The sequence below is a fragment of the Candidatus Woesearchaeota archaeon genome, from assembly GCA_027858315.1.
GTDB lineage: Archaea > Nanobdellota > Nanobdellia > Woesearchaeales > UBA583 > UBA583.
This window is the reverse complement of record JAQICV010000036.1, coordinates 1-18,990: the sequence shown is the minus strand read 5'-3', so window position 1 is coordinate 18,990 and position 18,990 is coordinate 1. Positions and strand designations below refer to the sequence as shown.

General features: G+C 25.5%; 15 protein-coding genes. 11 read left to right on the top strand and 4 right to left on the bottom strand.

What is annotated here, in order from left to right:
* The first annotated feature begins 6 nt into the window (after positions 1-6).
* Positions 7-1,131, top strand: coding sequence for a glycosyltransferase family 4 protein (locus PF569_02675; protein ID MDA3855137.1), 1,125 nt, complete (start codon positions 7-9; stop codon positions 1,129-1,131).
* On the opposite strand, the gene PF569_02670 is transcribed toward PF569_02675, so the two are convergent.
* Positions 1,124-2,791 (bottom strand): hypothetical protein, encoded by a 1,668-nt coding sequence (locus PF569_02670; protein ID MDA3855136.1) that lies wholly within the window; start codon positions 2,789-2,791, stop codon positions 1,124-1,126. The two genes, PF569_02675 and PF569_02670, sit on opposite strands and share 8 nt — an antisense overlap.
* A 210-nt stretch (positions 2,792-3,001) precedes the next feature.
* Between PF569_02670 and PF569_02665 the strand changes: the two genes are divergently transcribed.
* From PF569_02665 to PF569_02640, 6 genes are read left to right on the top strand one after another with little or no spacing between them, the layout of a single operon-like run.
* Positions 3,002-4,294: an AMP-binding protein gene (locus PF569_02665; GenBank protein MDA3855135.1), complete on the top strand. Its 1,293-nt coding sequence runs from the start codon at positions 3,002-3,004 to the stop codon at positions 4,292-4,294.
* On the top strand, positions 4,291-4,422 hold the full coding sequence (locus PF569_02660; protein ID MDA3855134.1) for a hypothetical protein: 132 nt from the start codon (positions 4,291-4,293) through the stop codon (positions 4,420-4,422). Before PF569_02665 ends, PF569_02660 begins: the two co-directional genes overlap by 4 nt.
* A complete protein-coding gene (locus PF569_02655; protein ID MDA3855133.1) occupies positions 4,419-5,537 on the top strand; it encodes a peptidogalycan biosysnthesis protein in 1,119 nt (372 codons plus the stop codon). The genes PF569_02660 and PF569_02655 overlap by 4 nt, the downstream gene beginning before the upstream one ends.
* Before the next feature lies 1 nt (position 5,538).
* Positions 5,539-6,870: a hypothetical protein gene (locus tag PF569_02650; protein ID MDA3855132.1), complete on the top strand. Its 1,332-nt coding sequence runs from the start codon at positions 5,539-5,541 to the stop codon at positions 6,868-6,870.
* The gene (locus PF569_02645) at positions 6,867-7,946 is read left to right on the top strand and encodes a glycosyltransferase family 4 protein (GenBank protein ID MDA3855131.1); all 1,080 of its coding nucleotides are present in this window, start codon (positions 6,867-6,869) and stop codon (positions 7,944-7,946) included. The genes PF569_02650 and PF569_02645 overlap by 4 nt, the downstream gene beginning before the upstream one ends.
* A gap of 1 nt (position 7,947) precedes the next feature.
* The gene (locus PF569_02640; protein MDA3855130.1) at positions 7,948-9,042 is read left to right on the top strand and encodes a glycosyltransferase family 4 protein; all 1,095 of its coding nucleotides are present in this window, start codon (positions 7,948-7,950) and stop codon (positions 9,040-9,042) included.
* On the opposite strand, the gene PF569_02635 is transcribed toward PF569_02640, so the two are convergent.
* The 3 genes from PF569_02635 to PF569_02625 all read right to left on the bottom strand — a co-directional run bounded on the left by PF569_02635 (position 9,043) and on the right by PF569_02625 (position 13,589).
* Entirely contained in the window at positions 9,043-10,188 is a 1,146-nt protein-coding gene (locus PF569_02635; GenBank protein ID MDA3855129.1) for a DUF1566 domain-containing protein, read from the bottom strand.
* A 124-nt stretch (positions 10,189-10,312) separates the two neighbouring features.
* Complete coding sequence (locus tag PF569_02630) at positions 10,313-11,593, bottom strand: polysaccharide biosynthesis C-terminal domain-containing protein (protein MDA3855128.1); 1,281 nt, start codon at positions 11,591-11,593, stop codon at positions 10,313-10,315.
* Entirely contained in the window at positions 11,580-13,589 is a 2,010-nt protein-coding gene (locus PF569_02625; protein ID MDA3855127.1) for a hypothetical protein, read from the bottom strand. Before PF569_02625 ends, PF569_02630 begins: the two co-directional genes overlap by 14 nt.
* Positions 13,590-13,939: 350 nt before the next feature.
* Here PF569_02625 and PF569_02620 point away from each other — a divergent pair, with 350 nt between their 5' ends.
* The 4 genes from PF569_02620 to PF569_02605 all read left to right on the top strand — a co-directional run.
* Positions 13,940-16,387, top strand: a complete 2,448-nt coding sequence (locus PF569_02620) for a hypothetical protein (GenBank protein ID MDA3855126.1) — start codon at positions 13,940-13,942, stop codon at positions 16,385-16,387.
* Positions 16,388-16,501: 114 nt separating this feature from the next.
* The gene (locus PF569_02615; GenBank protein MDA3855125.1) at positions 16,502-17,878 is read left to right on the top strand and encodes a hypothetical protein; all 1,377 of its coding nucleotides are present in this window, start codon (positions 16,502-16,504) and stop codon (positions 17,876-17,878) included.
* 244 nt (positions 17,879-18,122) lie between these two features.
* Positions 18,123-18,674 carry a hypothetical protein gene (locus PF569_02610; protein MDA3855124.1) on the top strand — a complete coding sequence of 184 codons (552 nt, stop codon included), beginning with the start codon at positions 18,123-18,125 and terminating at the stop codon, positions 18,672-18,674.
* 60 nt (positions 18,675-18,734) lie between these two features.
* The coding region (locus PF569_02605) for a hypothetical protein (protein ID MDA3855123.1) at positions 18,735-18,990 on the top strand (256 nt) is incomplete at its 3' end.

Genomic DNA, 18,990 nt, shown 5'->3' with positions numbered 1-18,990 from the left:
TTAAAAATGAGAGTTATAATTTTAAATTATGAATATCCTCCACTTGGAGGAGGAGCTGCAAATGCTACAAAATATATACTCAAAGAATTCTCAAAATATGAAAATCTTGAAATAGATTTAATAACTTCATCAACAAACAAATTCAAGGTAGAAAAAATATCTAGAAATATTACGATTCATTATTTAAATATCAATAAAAAAAATAAAAACATACATACTCAATCAAATAAAGATTTACTTATTTATTCTCTTAAAGCATATTTTTACACAATCAAACTAAGAATTAAAAAAAAATATGATTTTATCCATGCATTTTTCGGAATTCCAGGAGGATTCATAGCAATGTTACAATTCAAACCATACATAGTAAGTCTTAGGGGAAGTGATGTTCCATTTTATTCAAAAAAATATGAATTATTAGATAAACTATTTTTCAAATGGTTAAGTAAAGTAATATGGTTCTTTGCAAGAGATGTTATCTCAAACTCTAAAGGTCTAAAAGAACTTGCAAAAAAAACATCTAAAAAACAAAAAATTGGAATAATCTACAACGGAATAGACACAACTGAATTTATTACAAAAAAACAAAACGAAAATAAACAAACAAATACCAAAAATAAGAAACTAAAAATACTATGTGTTGGAAGATTAATAGAGAGAAAGGGATACAAATATTTAATTGATGCAATCGAACCAATTAAAGACAAAATTAGAATAGATTTTATTGGAGAGGGACCTAGCAAAGGAGAACTTAAAAAAAAGTCCATAGGACTCAATATAAAATTCTTAGGAATAATAGAACATGATAAACTTTCAAAAATATATCCAAACTATGATATATTCATTTTACCTTCATTTAATGAAGGAATGAGTAATACTGTTCTTGAAGCTATGGCTGCAGGTCTTGGAATAATAGTTACAGACACAGGTGGGACTTCTGAACTTATAAAAAATAATGGTTTCATAGTCAAAACTGCAAATTCTAAAGAAATAACTAAAGCAATTCAAAAATATTTAAATGATAAAAATGTATTAAAAATCCACTCTAAAAAATCAAGAGAACTTGCAGAAAAAATGAGCTGGGAAACTGTTGCTAAAAAATATTATGAATATTATGAGAAAATTAACTAATTTCAACATTAATATTATAAATTTTAGTTCCTTTAATACTTGAAATTTTTAAACCATCAACATTTACAAATTTAATATTCTCATTTGAGAGTTCCCTACTTTTAGTAATTTGAATTTGTTCCACTAAATCCGTATCAATATCAGTATTAGGAAATACTGCTAAATTAAACTCAGGATCAACAATCAATTTACCTTTCTCAAAATCAAAAGAAGTTTTATTATAAGCATCTAATTCTACCCAACTTCCTTTCATATCTTCATCTAACTCAAAAAAAGAAAAATCATCAAAAATAATAAACTGATTAAATCCACTCCACCAATATCTAACTCTAACCAAATTATCTAAATCATTATTATAAACAACTCCTTTGCTCCACAAAAGAAACTCACCATCATACATAACCTTATTTGAATTAAATGACAAATTACCTATTAAAAAATCAGGATCTTCAGAATAATTAGTATGTTCAAATTCGATATTATAAATTCCCGAATTTTCAAGTGGAATTTCTATAGAAAATTCTTTCCAAGAAGATTCTTGAGTTGTCCTATTAACAACACCATCATTATCTTCAATAATTCTAGTTGCAATTAAATTATTTTCAAAATCTCTAATTGTAATTTTAACAGAATCAGAACCATTATACAAATTCAAATCTTGTTTTAATAAATTCAAATCTATAGATTCATCAAAGACTCCATAAAATTTAATTGGCCCCCTATAATAAGAAAAAGAAGTCATATTAGAAGAACTCCAATTATCATAAAAATCTACAGAATTAATACTATCTAAATACTTTAAATTCATTCTATTTTCAAGCTCCAAATAATTCCCAGTAAAATCTTTCATTAAAACACCATTAGGAAAATTAAATTCCAAATAATCATCAATAGTATCAAAATTTTCACTATATTCACTAATATTTGCATATTCAAGATTAAACATTTTAGAACCATAAATAAACTCTTCTTTAGACTCACCATAAATTACAGAAGAACCCCAAGCAGGATCATAAAATAATTCTCCATTAATATAAACAGGACCAGTAGCATCATATTTCATCTTAACTTCGATAGTCTTATTTTCAAGATTCACAGGCGTATTAAAACCAAAATAAATCTCACCATCTTCCTCAAAAGACCTCCAAGTCTCATCACCATATGACTGGGGTGGACTTAAAATATCATTTGAATCAATAATATATACTTCAGAACTAATAGAATCATCTTTAAGAGAACCTATATCTAAAGTAAATTCATCTTGATATCCTAAAGGTAAAATATCAAACCATATAACATGGCCAAGTATTAACAACAATATTAAAGAGTAAACAAAAGATGGAATTTCAATTTTTGGACTTAAAAGATGAAGACCTAATAACCCTAAGATTATAGAAATCCCGAAAATGAAGATATAATTAAAATTCAAAAATAAAAAATAAAAATAAAATACTAAGTTAAATGGCAATAAATATTTAAGCAAAGATTTTTTCATAAAGAAAACTCCAACTAATATAATACTAATCAATATTATCCCTAAATAAAAACTCGTGTATGAAAACCAATAAGAACTCACAAATAAAAAAAAATTTGTAAAAAGAGCAACATACACAACAGCAAGAAAATCTATTTTATTTTTTTCAATCATTTCTTCTTTCATTTTTTAATAAATTTAACATATGTATATGAAGAGCAGGATTTATAATATTTTCTAAAAAAAGTATCTTAAAATCAAATTATTTATGAAAATTAACAGAAAGATTTATAATTTTGAAAATCCATGGAAACCTTCAATGAAATCTGTTATATCATTTTCCCAAGTAATCAAATATTGTAGGGTAATAAAAATAGTCGTTAGGAGGAATGAAAATTGATAAGAGGTAGTTTAGATTATTTTTTATATTTAAGAAAAAATCAATGGGATAAAAGAGAAGTTATTGAAAAAAATGAATGGTCAAAAATAATTGAGAATATAAATTATTCATATATTCATGTTCCATATTACAAAGAACAATTCAAAAAAGCAGGAATAACTCCAAAAGATATTAAAACAAAACAAGATATTCTTAAAATACCATTAACAACAAAACAAGACATCATTCAAAGTAATTTGAGATATGTTTCAGATAAATTTAAAGACACTAAACTTTATACTTCAAGGACTTCAGGATCTACAGGAGAACCATTTGTTTCATACTTTGATAAAAGGAGTTGGGCTATTTTGAAATTTGCATCAAAGTTTAGAGCAAGAAGAGCTTGTGGTTTTTCACTTACTGAAAAATTCGTAATAGTCGAAGCAATGCCTATTGAAGAATCCAAAAGTTATAACTCATCATTTAGATGGTCAAAAATTATAATCAGGAAAAAATTTTTATCAGTTTATGATTCTATTGATGAACATGTAGTTTTTTATCAAAAATTCAAACCAACATCTATATATGGTTTTCCTTCTTATTTCATAAATCTAGTTTCATATTTAGAAAAGAATTCAATAAAATTAAATTCAGTAAAAAGAATATTTACAAGTTCTGAAATTTTAGACACATCTACAAGGAAAATAATTGAGAATTATTTCGATTGTAAAATTAATGATGTCTATGGTTCAACCGAGACTAAAGAAGTAGCATGGGAATGTCCACAACACGAAGGATATCACATAAACGAAGACTTAGTTTATGTAGAATGTATTGGTGATGATGGAAAGCCAGTTAAAAATGGGAATGAAGGAAGGATAGTTATGACATCTCTTGAAAATAAGGCAATGCCGCTTTTAAGATACTGTATAGGAGATATGGGAGTTATTTTGAATGAGAAATGTTCATGTGGTAGAAGTTTCATATTAATGAAACCAGTATATGGGAGAATTATAGACTATTTTATTCTAAATGATGGGAGAAAAATTTCTCCTTATAAACTTACGATGTCAATTGAAAAAATTCAAGGAATTATGCAATATCAAATTATACAAAAAACAAAATCATTGGTTGAAATTAGTTTAAAAATAAATAAAAAATTTCATCCAGATTCAAAAAATAAAATTATTTATAACCTTCAAAAAATATTATGTGAAGATGTAAATATAGTTCTAACAATAGTTAATGATTTTCAAGATAACAATAAAAAAAGTAAATTCAGAGTAGTAAAATCGGAGATAATAAAATGAAACAAAGCAAAATACTTAGTATTGCATCACAAGAAATCAAAGATTTCGGTGTGCCAAAAATACTATTTTTGAGCATGTTAAGAAATTTTGAAAAAATTTCTTCATTTTTATACATGGTGGAAAAATGAAATACGAAACTAAAATTTCAAGGAGTATCGAAGAGATTGACACAAAACAATGGGATAATTTTGCAGATTTTTGTTTCATGAAATCTGAACTATTGAAAATAGTTGAAAATCTTGAAATTGGTAGTAAATCCTATTACTTAGAGATATTTGATAAAAAAAGCATAATTGCAATTGCTGTTTTTTATGGGCAGACAAAAACAATCTATGATAATTTAGAAAAATCACTATTTGGTAAATATTATAAATTCACTAAACCTTTCTTAACACTTAATCCTTCACTTCTTTGTTATTTTCCATATTCACCATTTTATAAAATGTTCAAAATTGAAGAGAAATACAATAAGAATGAATTATTTGAACTAATAACTCAAAAACTAAAATCTATAGCATTAGAAGAGAAATATAAATCATATGGATTCTTAGGAATTGAAGATGATGATTTAAGTAAAGAAACTCGATTTTTAATGCCTATATTCTCAGGTTTCAAAATTAAAATTTTTACTAAAGGTAAAAACTTTGATGAACATATTACAAAACTCTCCAAATCTCGAAGGCATACAATTAAAAAAGATATTAAAAATTTCATCAATTCAGATTATACTGTTGAAAGAATAAAAAAACTTGGAAAATATGAGAACAATATCTTTAAAATATTTGAAGACAATATTGAAAAATATGGTGGAAACAAAGAAGAGTTTAAACTATATAAAGAATTTCTTTTAGCACTAGATAAAAATTCTAAAAAAGTAACATACTTCATAGGAAAACTAAATGGTGAGATTCAATCAGCTCTAGTTGTAATTGAAGATGATTCTAGAGTTATAGGATTAAAAGCTGGTCAATTAAATTCAAAAGAAAAACAAGGATTTGCTTTTTTTAATACAGTTCTATATGAACCTTTAATTTATAGTATTGAAAAATTAAAAAAAAACTTAGAATTAGGTACTGGACAATACAAATACAAAGTTAGAAGAGGTGCAATTCTTAACGATTCATATAATATGATTAAATCAACAAGTAATTTTAAAAATCTATATTTAAAACCTATAATCTCAATTTTGAGTAAGAGAAATAAGATAAAACATTCAAGTAGATTAGATGTCGGAGGAGACTAAAATGAAAAAAGATATAAGAAAAAAAATAACTAATGCAATGCTTTATTTAGGATACAGAAAAATATATCAGAATATAACAGAAATAAAAAGAATTTCTAAACTAACACAGGAAGAAATCAATGAATATCAAGAAGAAAAATTAAAAAAATTATTAATCCATTCATATTTAAATGTTCCATACTATACTAAAGTTTTATCAAAAGTAAAAGTAGTTGATAGAAACCTTAATGTGAATTTAGATAATTTCTCTAAAATACCTATCCTTACAAAAAAGATTTTGCGTGATGAATTTGAAAATTTGAAATCTAGAAATCTAGAAAAAATGAACTGGGGATACAATACTTCAGGAGGTTCTTCAGGAGAGCCAGCAAGATTTATACAAGATGAGAATTATAAAACATGGAATATTGCAAACAAAATCTATTACAAAACAGTTGCAGGTGCAAGTATTGGCGGAACTGAACTTAGACTTTGGGGTTCTGAAACAGACATACTTGAAGGTCGTGAAGATCCAAAAATTGTATTAAGAAATAAATTATACAATAGAACCGAGCTCAATATGTTTAAAATGAGAACAGATAAATTTTCAGAATATCTAGAATTATGGAATAAATTAGAACCAGAGTGGGTTGAAGGATATGTTCATGTAATGATTGAATTTGCAAAATACGCTCTTGAAAATGATTTTGAAGTTTATCCTCCTAAGGGAATTTTATGTACAGCTGGAACTTTAGATGATGAAATGAAGAATACAATAGAAAAAGCGTTTAGAAGTAAAGTCTATAATCGTTATGGTTCAAGAGAAGTAGGTGATATGGCTTGCTCAGATAATACTTCAAAAGGATTAAGAATTAGTGCTTGGAATCAAAAAGTTGAAGTATTAGATAAAGATTTAAATCAAACTAAAGATTTGGGAAATGTATATATAACTAATCTAAATAATTATGCTATGCCTTTAATTCGTTATGATATTGGAGATGTTGCGCAAATTGGAAATAATTCAGGTTATCTAAAAGAGATCAATGGTCGTATAACCTCAATATTTAAAACTCGAGATGGTGGTTTTTTTGATGGATGTTATTTTAGAACTATTTTATCTTATAAAGATTGGATAAAACAATTTCAAATTGTTCAAAAAGATTATGAAGATATAGAGTATATTTTTGTTCCTAGAGATAAAAATTTTATCATTAGTAATAAAGAAAAAAATGAATTAATTGAAAATGTACAAAAACTTTTAGGAATAAATTGTAAAGTAACATTTAAATTTGTTGAGGAAATTAATGGTTTAAAAAGTGGTAAATATTTATATACTAAGAGTGAAGTAAAATGAAAAATAAAAATATTTTACATGTAATTGATCATTTTGGTCTTGGTGGGGCACAGACAATTGTTAGAGATTTAGTTGAAAAAAATAAAAATCATTTTGCATTTGTCTTAAGACCAGCACAAAATCAAGTAAATTTTACTAAAAAGGTAAAAAATAAAATTACAATCATTAATAAATCTAAATACGATATAACTTCAGTTCTTGCGTTAAAAAAAGAGATTAAAAATAAGAAAATTGACATTTTACATGCTCATCTTGCTAAATCAATTTTTATTGTGTATTTGTACAAGATATTATTTAGAAATAAAATTAAAGTTATAATAACTGAGCATGGTGCAGTTTTTTCAAAAAAAAGAAAATATTATAGGTTCTTACTAAGAAGAATTCAAAGATATACAACTAAATATATTGCAGTTTCAAAACAGATCAAAGAATCTCTAATTGAAAATGTTAAACTAAATCCTGAAAAAGTAGAACATGTATATAATTTTATTGACTTTAAAGAATTAAAATTTATTTCAGAAGAAGAAAAACTAAACTTAAGGGAAAGTTTAGGTTTAAAAAAAGATGATTATTTAATAGGTTTTGCAGGAAGATTATCAGGAGTTAAACATATTGAGACTATAATTGATTCTTATAAATATCTTAAGAATAATAAAACAAAGTTATTAATTATTGGAGATGGTGAATTAAAAGAAGAATTAGAAGAAATGGCAAAAGAGGAAAAAAATATAATATTTTTAGGATTTAGAACAGACATTAAAAAACTATATCAAATTTTAGATTTAATAGTTCTATCTTCGATTACTGAAGCAAGTCCAATGACTTTTTATGAATCTCAAGTATATGGTGTTCCTTTTATAGGTTCAAATGTTTATGCTATAAATGAATTCATTAAAGACAAATTTAATGGTTTACTATTTGAGTTTGATAATCCAAAAGATTTAGCTAGTAAAATAATTCGAATTCGTGATGATGAAATTTGCTCAAAATGTATTACAAAAAATGCACTAAAAAATTTAAAGCAATTCGACATAGAAATCTACAATAAAAAATTAAATTATATCTATGGTGATTGATATGAAAAAAAAGAAAATTTGTTTTATTTCAACACATGCTTATCCATTGTTTAATCATAAAGAAAAAAGTGCTCATGGTGGTTCAGAAGTCCAATTAGTAACAATTGCAAAAGAGCTTAATAAAGAATACGATATTAGTTTTATTGTAGGAGATTTTAATCAAGAAAAAATTGAGTATTACAATAATATCAAAGTAATAAAATCATTCAATCCAAAAAGTTCAGGAACTTCAATTCTAATTAAAGTAATTCAAGCATTCAAATATATAAATATATTAAGAAAAGAAAATTCAGACATTTGTATAACAAGTTCTGCTAATTCAACAGTAGGAGTTGTTGCATTTTATTGTACACTTTTCAGAAAGAAACATATTCATAGAACTGCAAATATTATCGATGTTAATAAATACTGGGTAGAAATGAATGGAATTTTAGGAAAAGTCTATGAATATGGTTTAAAACATGCTTCAAAAGTTGTATGTCAAACAAAAGATCAACAAAAAGCTCTAAAAGAAAACTATAATATCAAAGCAACTATATTTAGAAATATCTTTGATTTTGAAAATAGACTAATTCCAAAAAAGAAAGATTATATTTTATGGGTTGGACGAGCAAATAGAACAAAAGGTGCTGAACACTTTTTAGAGCTTGCAAAAGAAAATCCCAAATTAAAATTTGTAATGATATTTAACAAACAAGATAAAATTTATTTTAATGAAATACACAATAAATCAAAAACATTAAAAAACCTAAAATTCATAGAAAAAGTCCAATTTGAAAAAATTCAAAAATACTACGATGAGGCTAAATTATTCATCTCAACTTCAGATTTCGAAGGTTTCGCAAATACTTTCATTCAAGCAGGAATTGGAAAAACACCAATAATCTCACTTAATTCAAACCCTGATGATTTCATAAACGAGTATAAATGTGGCTATTTTGCAAATGGTTCGATTAAAAAAATGAATAAAGACTTGAATAAATTATTTACTAATAAGAAAACTTGGGAGAAATTCTCAGATAATATTCATAAATATGTTAAAGATAAATATGATATCAAAAAGAATATTAAAGTATTGAGGAATAACTTTAAATAATTAATTATTTAAAGTTATAAAATCTATAAGTGTAGATTCTTTACAACCAGAAACTAATTCTTGTGTAATTCCTTTACCTTTCAATGCCAATATTTGAGAACATGAACAACCATTTGTATCAAATAATGTATAAGGTCTAATGTATAAATAATTATCTACTGGAGTCATAAAATATGGAAAACCTTCATATAACATATACTTGCCAGAATTTAAATCAGTCATAGTTTCAAGTCCAGTATTTGGACATATGTCTTCTGAATTATAAACACCATCACTATCATCATCATTTCCTGCAACACAAACTCCAATATTGGAAGTACTAAAACTATATAAAATATTACCATCCCAACTTACGAACCAAATTTGTGTTCCCATTGAAGGAGCATATGTTATATCTGACAATATATTACTAGTATATAAACGATCATATTGATAATTAGTAAATATTGACTGATTGAATTTCACATTAGAGGATAATGAAAAATCAATTATCGTATATAATTCTTTGACTGATGGTAACCTCCAATTATCAATCCCACCAAAACTTAAATTTTGACAATTTTCTACAGCCTCATCCAGAGTTCTAGAAACATCATCATGATATCTTTGCCATGTTAATCCAGTATTTATATCAGTAACTGTAAATTCATTATTAATCACAAAATCATTTAATTGAGTATAATTATCTCTCACACACATAACATTAACTAAAGGCATTGGAACCATACTATTCAAAGTATCTCCATGCGGCAAATGGTATATGATTTGTAATAACGATTGAGGTTTTTCTATTGACCAAAAATTTCCACTTAAACTAAAATAATCTGTGTTTAAAGCGGAAGATAACTCATAATTTAGTATTGTAACAAATTCTTTGGAAACTGGCAAATGCCAATCAGAATAGTTGGCAAATGCTAAATTATTACAATAAGAATTAGCTTCTCCTACTGTATATGAAGAAAAATTTGTGGAAGATTGCCATATTAATTCAGTATCAAAATCTTTGACCATTGCCCAACTAGAAGCACTATCAGGCAATTCATTTCCATTTGAATCTAATTTAACATAATTACCTGCCGAAACAAAACTTATTGTTATCAATATTATTAATAACATCGAAAAATTCATAAATTTTAATTTACCCATTTTTTAGGAAACAATATATGAAGTCTAAAATATATAAATTTTATTAAGCATTATAGAATTAAATATAAGGAGTATCAAAGATAATATTAAAGTATTGAGGAAATTATTATAAAATCAAATCTCCTCAACATCCACAATTATACTTTTCTTTGTTAACTAACTCCTTTCTAACCTTTTTCCAAAAATAAACTTCATCAACAAATGTACGAGCAAAATAACTAATCGTTGTAGCCCATGCAACACCTAACAAACCAAAACTCACAACAAACCAAATTCCTAAACCGATATTTAAAATAATCTGAAATACATTCATTATTTGCAGATACTTATATCTCTTCAAAACATTGTAAAGTGGATTGTAAAATATTGACCAAAATTTAAATATTACACCAATCAATAAAACTTGCAAAATAGAAGATGCCTGCATATAACTCTCATCAAAAAATGAATTCAATATGAAAGGCACTAAAACTATACCAACTAAAACACCAAACACAACAAGCAAGAATAATTGAATTCTAGTCCTAAATAAATATTTATTAATAAATTTCTTATCCTTCACATTCTTAGAAATCTCTGGCAAATAAAAAGTATTGACAATATACATAAAAGAAATAATCCCCTTAAATACCTGATAAGCTAAATTATAGACACCTACATCATAAACACCTAAATAATAATTAATAATAATACTATCACCCCAATTAATAAAATAAACTGCAGTAAGACCAAAAATTTGCCATTTTGTAAAATCCCAATGTTCTAAAAACATTTCTTTATCAAATTTTAAAGGAAATACTTTAGAAAATTTAATCTTAGGTAAAGTAACCAACAACAAAAGAATAGAAGAAAGAAAATAGTTCAAAAATAAATTTTTTAATTCAAAACCCAAAATAAAAAGCAAAATTAAAAGAAAGATACCATAATAAATTCCTACCTTTGTAAATTCAGTCTTCTTATCAATTCCTAAAAAATAATTACCTAAAATAGACTTAATAGAAATTCCAACAAATGCCAAATACAAAAAAACAAGCATCATTTTATCGATATGAACAAAATCTATAATATAACTAGAAAACAATAAAAAGAACAATCCAATAAGAGATAATGATATAATCAAGAAAATGAGCTGGTTTGTAAAGCTTTTAGAGACAGATTTCTCTTCTTTTAACTCTTTATTTGCAGATATAATAAAAGGAGTGATAGAAGAGCCTAGAAGTAAAGTTGTAGAAAAAAAAATAATCATCATTCCTAATGAATAAGTACCATAAGCCTCAGGTAAAACAAACTTTGCAATAATTAGAGGAAACAAAAATACAAAAAACTCTCCCAAAATTTTAAGTGATGTAAATTGTATCAGTTTTGAGTGATCTTTATATAGACCATTTATTTTACTTTGTATCATTTTTACTCCAAGTATAAACTTCATACTTATCACTATAAAGGCCAAGATATTCTATTTCAATACCTAAAATCTTCAATTCATCAACAGAGTCAACATTTTCCTCATCTCTTAAAGATATACTTTTAGGAAACCTATCTCCATCTCTTCTAACTATCCACCCATTATCATAAATTTCCATCACTTTGTAACTATCTTCATTAAGCACATGAATATTATCTGCTATGTCATATTCATAGGTATTAAAAGAACTAGCATTTCTCCTCTCATAAAAATCAAAATCAAAATACCATGCAAGAGTATCTTTCATTCTAAGCTCACTTGCAATAACTATATCTTCTTTAGAAAATCCATTATTACCCAAAAAACTAACCAACTCACTATAATCTCTATATGGAACACTAATTACCTGCATAGATGAATTCTCGAAAGTTTTCCCTGTAGATCCAATTATTGTATTGTTAAAATTAAAAACTCCTGCAAGTAAAATAAAGACAAATAAGAAATATACAACCTTAAATGTTTTCCTCTTCGTAAAATTAACTGCCATCCAAAATATATACGATATACTAACTCCTAATAATATAATAAAAAAAGGAAGTGCTGGATAAACATATCTAGCATAAAGTAAAGAAGTATGAGGTTTAGCCAAAAATACAAAAAATATCAAATAAGCATAAAAAATTAAAAATGAAGTCCAAACATATTTATCCTTTGGTTTTCCTAAAATTGGTAATAAAGTCAAAGACAAAATAAAATACCAAGGAACTTCCATGAACGAATACCAAAGAATAGGCAATCTACTCTCAGATAAAAAAAAGAAAAACCATTTAGGTTGATAAGTCAAAATAAGTCTATTATCAAATTCAAAGATATATATTATTAGTACAACTATAAATAAAGAAAAAATAGCAGCATGCATTAGATAATTAAACTCACGACTTTTAAAATTAAATAATTTAATCCTCTCATACAAATCAAGTTCAGCAAATACTCTAATACTTGTAGTAACTAAAAGTGCAATAATAATTGAAATAGTAAGTCCAGTTTGATATCTTGCAAAAATAATAAATGGAACATAAATAACTATATTTAATAAAATAAACTGAACTAATCCTTTAAACTTTTTAATATCTTTAGGATAATACAATAATAATGTAATAAAAAATAATTCATAGAATATATTTAATGAATAATCTCTAACATATCTTGAAAGACCAATTGCCCAAGGACAAATTCCTAAAAGCAATGCAGAAATAATTCCTACGGAATTAGATATTTTTTTCCCAATAAAATAAACTAAAAGAACAGACAAAGTACCTGCAATTATAAACGGTAGTCTACCTAAAAGCAAAGTTTGACCAATATTTTCGAAAATGAATGCTAATAGATGATTAATATAAGGAAGCGTAGTATAAATAATTGAGCCATTATCATTTATACTTAATGCTCCAATATAATGATGTAAACTATCTCTACCTGGACTAATAACATCTGCATTAAATAATCTTAAATAAAAAGATAATATAATTATAAATATTAGTAAAATGGAAATCAGTACATATCTTCTTCCATCTTTCATTGAATCACTTTTTCTATTTTTTTTATTATTTTCAATTTTCCTTTCTTTTGACTCTGTATTAATACCATAACTACCATTTTTCAAAATAAATGGAAACAATAAAATTTGACCTAAAAGAATAGAATAAAAAATAGGATGATATTGGGATAAAATGTCAAAGAAAAACAAATTACTGATAATTATTAAAGAACCACTAAAGAAAAATAAATATTTTACTATAAATCTAGTTCTAACATTATTTAAAGTCTTATACGATGAATAAGCAAGAACAATCGATGCAATCAAAGACACAGTCCCGAAATTAATATAATATTCAATATCTAAGTTAAACACTTGAATCAAAAAAATCATAAAAAATAACAATCCTAAGACTTGTAAACTAATACTTTGTATGTGTAAATATAATCTCTCTTTCATTTTCAATTTAGTTTTATTAGAAATTAAATTTTTATATTACCTTATGTCTTTGCTCATTTATAAAACTATTTGGAAACTTATTCCAAATTGTATCGAACATAGTGACTAAACTATTTGGAAACTTATTCCAAATTGTATCGAACATAGTGACTATAGTTACTTAGTAAAATTATACTCAATAAAAATCTTATTTCATGAAAGTTCAATTTTTAAACTATTTTTGCACATATAAGATAACGATACTTAAATAGATTAAATAAGCATTCAATTAGCGTTGCTAAGATATTGTCATCACTGACAGTAGACTAGTGAAAATATAAGTACGCGTTTCAAGTAGCAAATGTAGAATGATGTTAAAAAAACAATTAAAACTACACTTTTCAACCATAATAAGTTTGATAATATTACTAACAATAATTTCGAGTACCTATTCAATTTCTGTAATTCCTAATGAAAATGGATTTGGTATGGACACTCCAGCCGGAAGAGGTGGAGACATATATAAAATTACAAATCTAAATACAAATGGGGATGGTTCATTAAAAGAATGTATTGATGCAAGTGGCGCAAGAACATGTATATTTGAAGTATCTGGAACAATAGATATAACTGAACATCTTAAAATTACGGATCCTTATATTACTATAGCGGGTCAAACTGCACCATCACCAGGAATCACACTTAAAGGTGCAGGAATTGTAATTCAAGCAAGTGATGTATTAATTCAACATATTAGAGTAAGAGTAGGAGATTTATCTGATGGTCCTGCATATGATGATAGAGATGCTATTAAAATTGAATCTAAATATGGAGATATTAAAAATGTAGTAATTGATCATGTATCTGCAAGTTGGGCCTTAGATGAAGTTTTTTCTACTTGGTCTTACGAGGGTAAATTAGCAGAAAAAATTACAGTTACAAACTCAATATTTGCTGAAGCTTTATATGATTCATATCATCCTGATGGGGCGCACTCTATGGGAGCTTTAATTGGAAAAAATACACAAGATTTATTATTTAGTAAAAATATACTTGCGTTTAATAACTATAGAAATCCTCTAATTAGAGATGACTCAACAGACATAATTGTTGCAAACAATTATATTTATAACCCTGGAGTTGGAAGTAAATCTAAAATTTATTTTGGAACAACTGGAGATAATAATGTTCCTATGAGAGCAACAGTTGTAGGAAATTATTTCACACCTAATCCTGATGAATACTATGATAATGTAGTATATGTAGAATCAGGTTCAGCATCAAGTTTTAGTTTATATGTTGATGATAATAATGGACCTTTAGGAACAAGTGATGATTGGGCATCAGTAATGGGAAGAACAGACTCTTCAATTAGAGAAACTTCTCCTCCAGTAACTATTCCAGGATTATCCTTCATGTCTTCAACAAGCATAAGAGATTATTTGTATGATAATGCAGGAGCAAGACCTACAGATAGAGATGCAGTTGATAAAAGAGTTATCTCTAATATTGAATCTGGAAAGGGAAGTATTATTGATAGTCAAAATGAGGTAGGCGGTTGGCCAACTTTAGAAGTAAATCATAGAACAATATCACTTCCTTCAAATCCAAATGGTGATGATGATAATGACAGTTATACAAATCTAGAAGAATTACTTCATGAATACTCCTACTGGGTAGAGCATGATATTAATAGTGAACCAGGAAATTCTGAATCAAGTATTATTCCTGAGACTACACCTGAACCAACTTTAGATGTAAATGCTGACACAACTGCTCCAGTAATTGAATCTACAACTAGTACAAGTTTATCTTTAGGAACTACTCAAACAACTCTAAAAGTAACAACAGATGAACTGGCCTATTGTCATTATGATGATAGGGAAGATATTGATTATTTAGATCAAAAATACAGATTTGATGATTTTAACACACAAAATCATGAAACTATAATTTCAGAACTAATAGATGGAGAAACATATACTTATTATGTAAGATGTAAAGATTTAGAAACTCCAAACAATTATAATGAAGAAGATTATGTAATAACATTTAGTGTAAGTAATCAACAAGAAGAACCTGTAGTAATTGAGCCTCCTACAGATTTAGAAATAAATGATACTACAGCTCCAGAAATAAATGATACTACAGCTCCAGTAATATTATCTTCATTACCAAATACAAATTTAGTTTCGGGAACAACTCAAGTAGATTTAGAAATTGTAACTGATGAACTTGCATATTGTCATTATGATGATGAACCTAATATTCATTATTTAGACCAAAGTTTCGCATTTGAGAATACTATCTCATTAACTCATAGTAATTTAATAAGTAATTTAGTAGACGGAGAAACATATACTTATTATGTAAGATGTAAAGATTTAGAAACTCTATTTAACTATAATATGCAAGATTATGTGATAATCTTTAGTGTAAATGATGAAAATCAAACTATTGAAACTGTGACTGATCCAGTAGTTACAACACCAACAACTAGTAGTTCATCCAGTGGTGGAGGAAGTAGTAGTAGAAGTAGATCTTCATCAATCTCTCTTAAAACTGAAGAAGTTACAACCTCAGAAGATATAATTGAAACTATTGAAAATGAAAATGAAATAATTGAAAGTAATAAAAATACTGAAAATATATTACTTGAAGATACTGCAAATAATATTGAAAAAAATAAAGACATAATTACAGATAGATATAAAACAATTAAAATTGATAATAACTCAAATTCAAATATTTATTATGATTTTATAATAAATATTTTTAAGAAAATACTCATAAGTTTTTCAGAACTGTTTGGCATCTAAAGGGGTTGAGTTAAAAAGTCCGTGATAGAATTTTGATTTGTTGTATTTTTAAGAATTAAAAACAATTTTAAAGTAAAAAATATTGGTATTTTTACCCCTAAAAAACCAATAAAAATGATAAATCAAACAACATTATTAAACTTTAACAAAGCCTATTTAGTGAAAACATTAAGTTCAAAACTTGTTTTGAGTAAAAACAATGTTTTGCATACAAAATTAATTAATTGTCCTAGCTGTAATACTAAATGTGTGTATAATGGATACTCACATGAAGGAAATTATTCCTTATTCTCAAAAAGCAATTATTCATTTTTTAAAAAAGGACAACAATTTTGTCCTACTTGTCAAAAAACCTATCAAATTTCAATTCCTGAATTTGATAATATAAATAAAATTATTATTAATAAATTAAAAAATCAAATTTATACACTTTTAGAATTGGGTAATTCTGAAAGTGATATTAAATATTATTTAGAAAAAAATGAAAATATTACTATTAGTAAATCAAATATTGCTTTGATTCGAAAAGAATTTTTATCTAAAGTTGAAAGTTCATATCCTGAACTTGATAATCTTCTAAAAGAAGATTTAGAAGGTTTTATTGGCTATGATGAACAATATTTGAAAATTGATGGAAAACGATATTATAGATTAGTTTTTTTGAATTTAGATACAAATGAAGTAATCTATGAAGGACTTCATAGTGATATTTCTAAAAAAAGTTTAATTAAACTTTTGAAAGAAATTTTCAAAGATTCAAAACCAAAAGGTTTTGTATTTGATATGAAAACTATGTATGTAAATGCTTTCAAATCAGTTTTTGGCAAAAAAATTAATTTACAATATTGTATTTTTCATTTACATAAATCTATTATGGACAAATTCAATAAACATATGAAATTTTTAAATAAAAATTTATGGACTTTAGAAGATTATAAACGAATGTATACTATTTTCAATATATTTTATAATCGGTCCGAAGACCTAAAATTTATTGACAAATTATTATTTGAAAGAGATTTCAATTTTATAACTTCAATTAAAACTGATGATTTAGATAAATATTATATTAAAATTGCAAGAAAACATTTTCATGAAACTAAATTGTTAAGAGAAAGAAAATATGGTTTTAAACGATTAAAACATAATTCCAAAGAACAAATTGAAGAAAATTTAAATGAAATTTTAAAGTTGTGTAAAATTCCAGGATATTTTCCTAAAAAAGTTGTTTCTCAACTTAGAAAAATTAAAAAAAATTTTTCAGACTATACCGGTGGAATAGAAGATGGGATTCTCACTAATAATCGTGTTGAAGGACTATTTGGTTCAACTTTAAAGAAATTTCAAAAAAAGACATTTAATGTAATTTCTCATTTTAGTGCTTTTTTAAAATTAAAAAAATTAAGAAAAAAAGGTTTATCTTTACTTGAAAATATACCACCAGATAAATATTTGTTTTTACAAATATTTATTCAAGCTTTTACTAGATAAATTATAGAAAATTGAGTTAATCATAAATTTTACTATATTTAATTTAGGATTTTTTTATAAAAAAATTAAAATTTATATTTAATTTCTTTGAAAACTCAAGTTTAATCTTATAAAAATATTTTTTCTTAAAAAGAATAGTTATTCAAAGTTGAAAAATCAACTTTTCACGGACTTTTTATTCAAACCCCATTCTTGAAAACTAGTTACCAAAAGTTATATAAATCAAAAAAATTTTAAATAATATATGGACGAATTCAAAGATCAAGTTAAACGAGGATTCCAAAACTGTAGACTTGACATTGAAGATGTAAGAGAAGAAAATTCTGAATTAAAAAATAATATTGGAAAACTAAATTCTGAAATATCTGAATTAAAAGCTGAATTAAAAGGAGTAAGTATAGCTCTTAACTTCATTAAAGAGTTCAAAGCTAAACAAGAAGTTATTCCTCAAATAGTAGAAGAACCAAAAATTGAAATTAAAGAAGAAATCATTCCAAAACAAATTAAAGAAGTAGTTGCAAAAACTGACCCCTATGAAGCATTATTAGCATTTAAAGCTAAAGCAAATAAGAGAGAAGTCTTAAAACAAAAAATGACTTCATTTGTAACTCAATCTGGTATAAATTTATCTGAATTAAAATTTTTATTTGTCGACCACTATAAATATTGTTCTAAAGCAACATTCTACAATTATCTAAAAGAATTAGAACTTGAGAGACATATAAAAATCGAAAGAGAAAATTCCAAGAACTTTGTATTTTTATACAACCATAATCAATTAGAAAAAGAAGTTTAGTATTTGTTATTACTTAATGTTTGTATTAATGTTAATAAACTCTTTTGATTGTTTAAAATCATGTATAAAAGATTCTTAGTATATATAATATTATTTTTATTTAGTTTTGGAGTTATTTTTGGTTCAGGTTGGCATCCTGCAGAAGAGATTTTAACTGGTAATTTTACTGGTTATTATGATTTCGATAACATGCCTAGTGTTGCAAATGTCCCTCTACAAATTAGAGTATCTTCTTCTTGTATTGCAGGTTCATCTATTCGAGCAATTAATTCTGATGGTAGTGTTGTTTGTGAGACTGATGATATTAGTGCAGGTG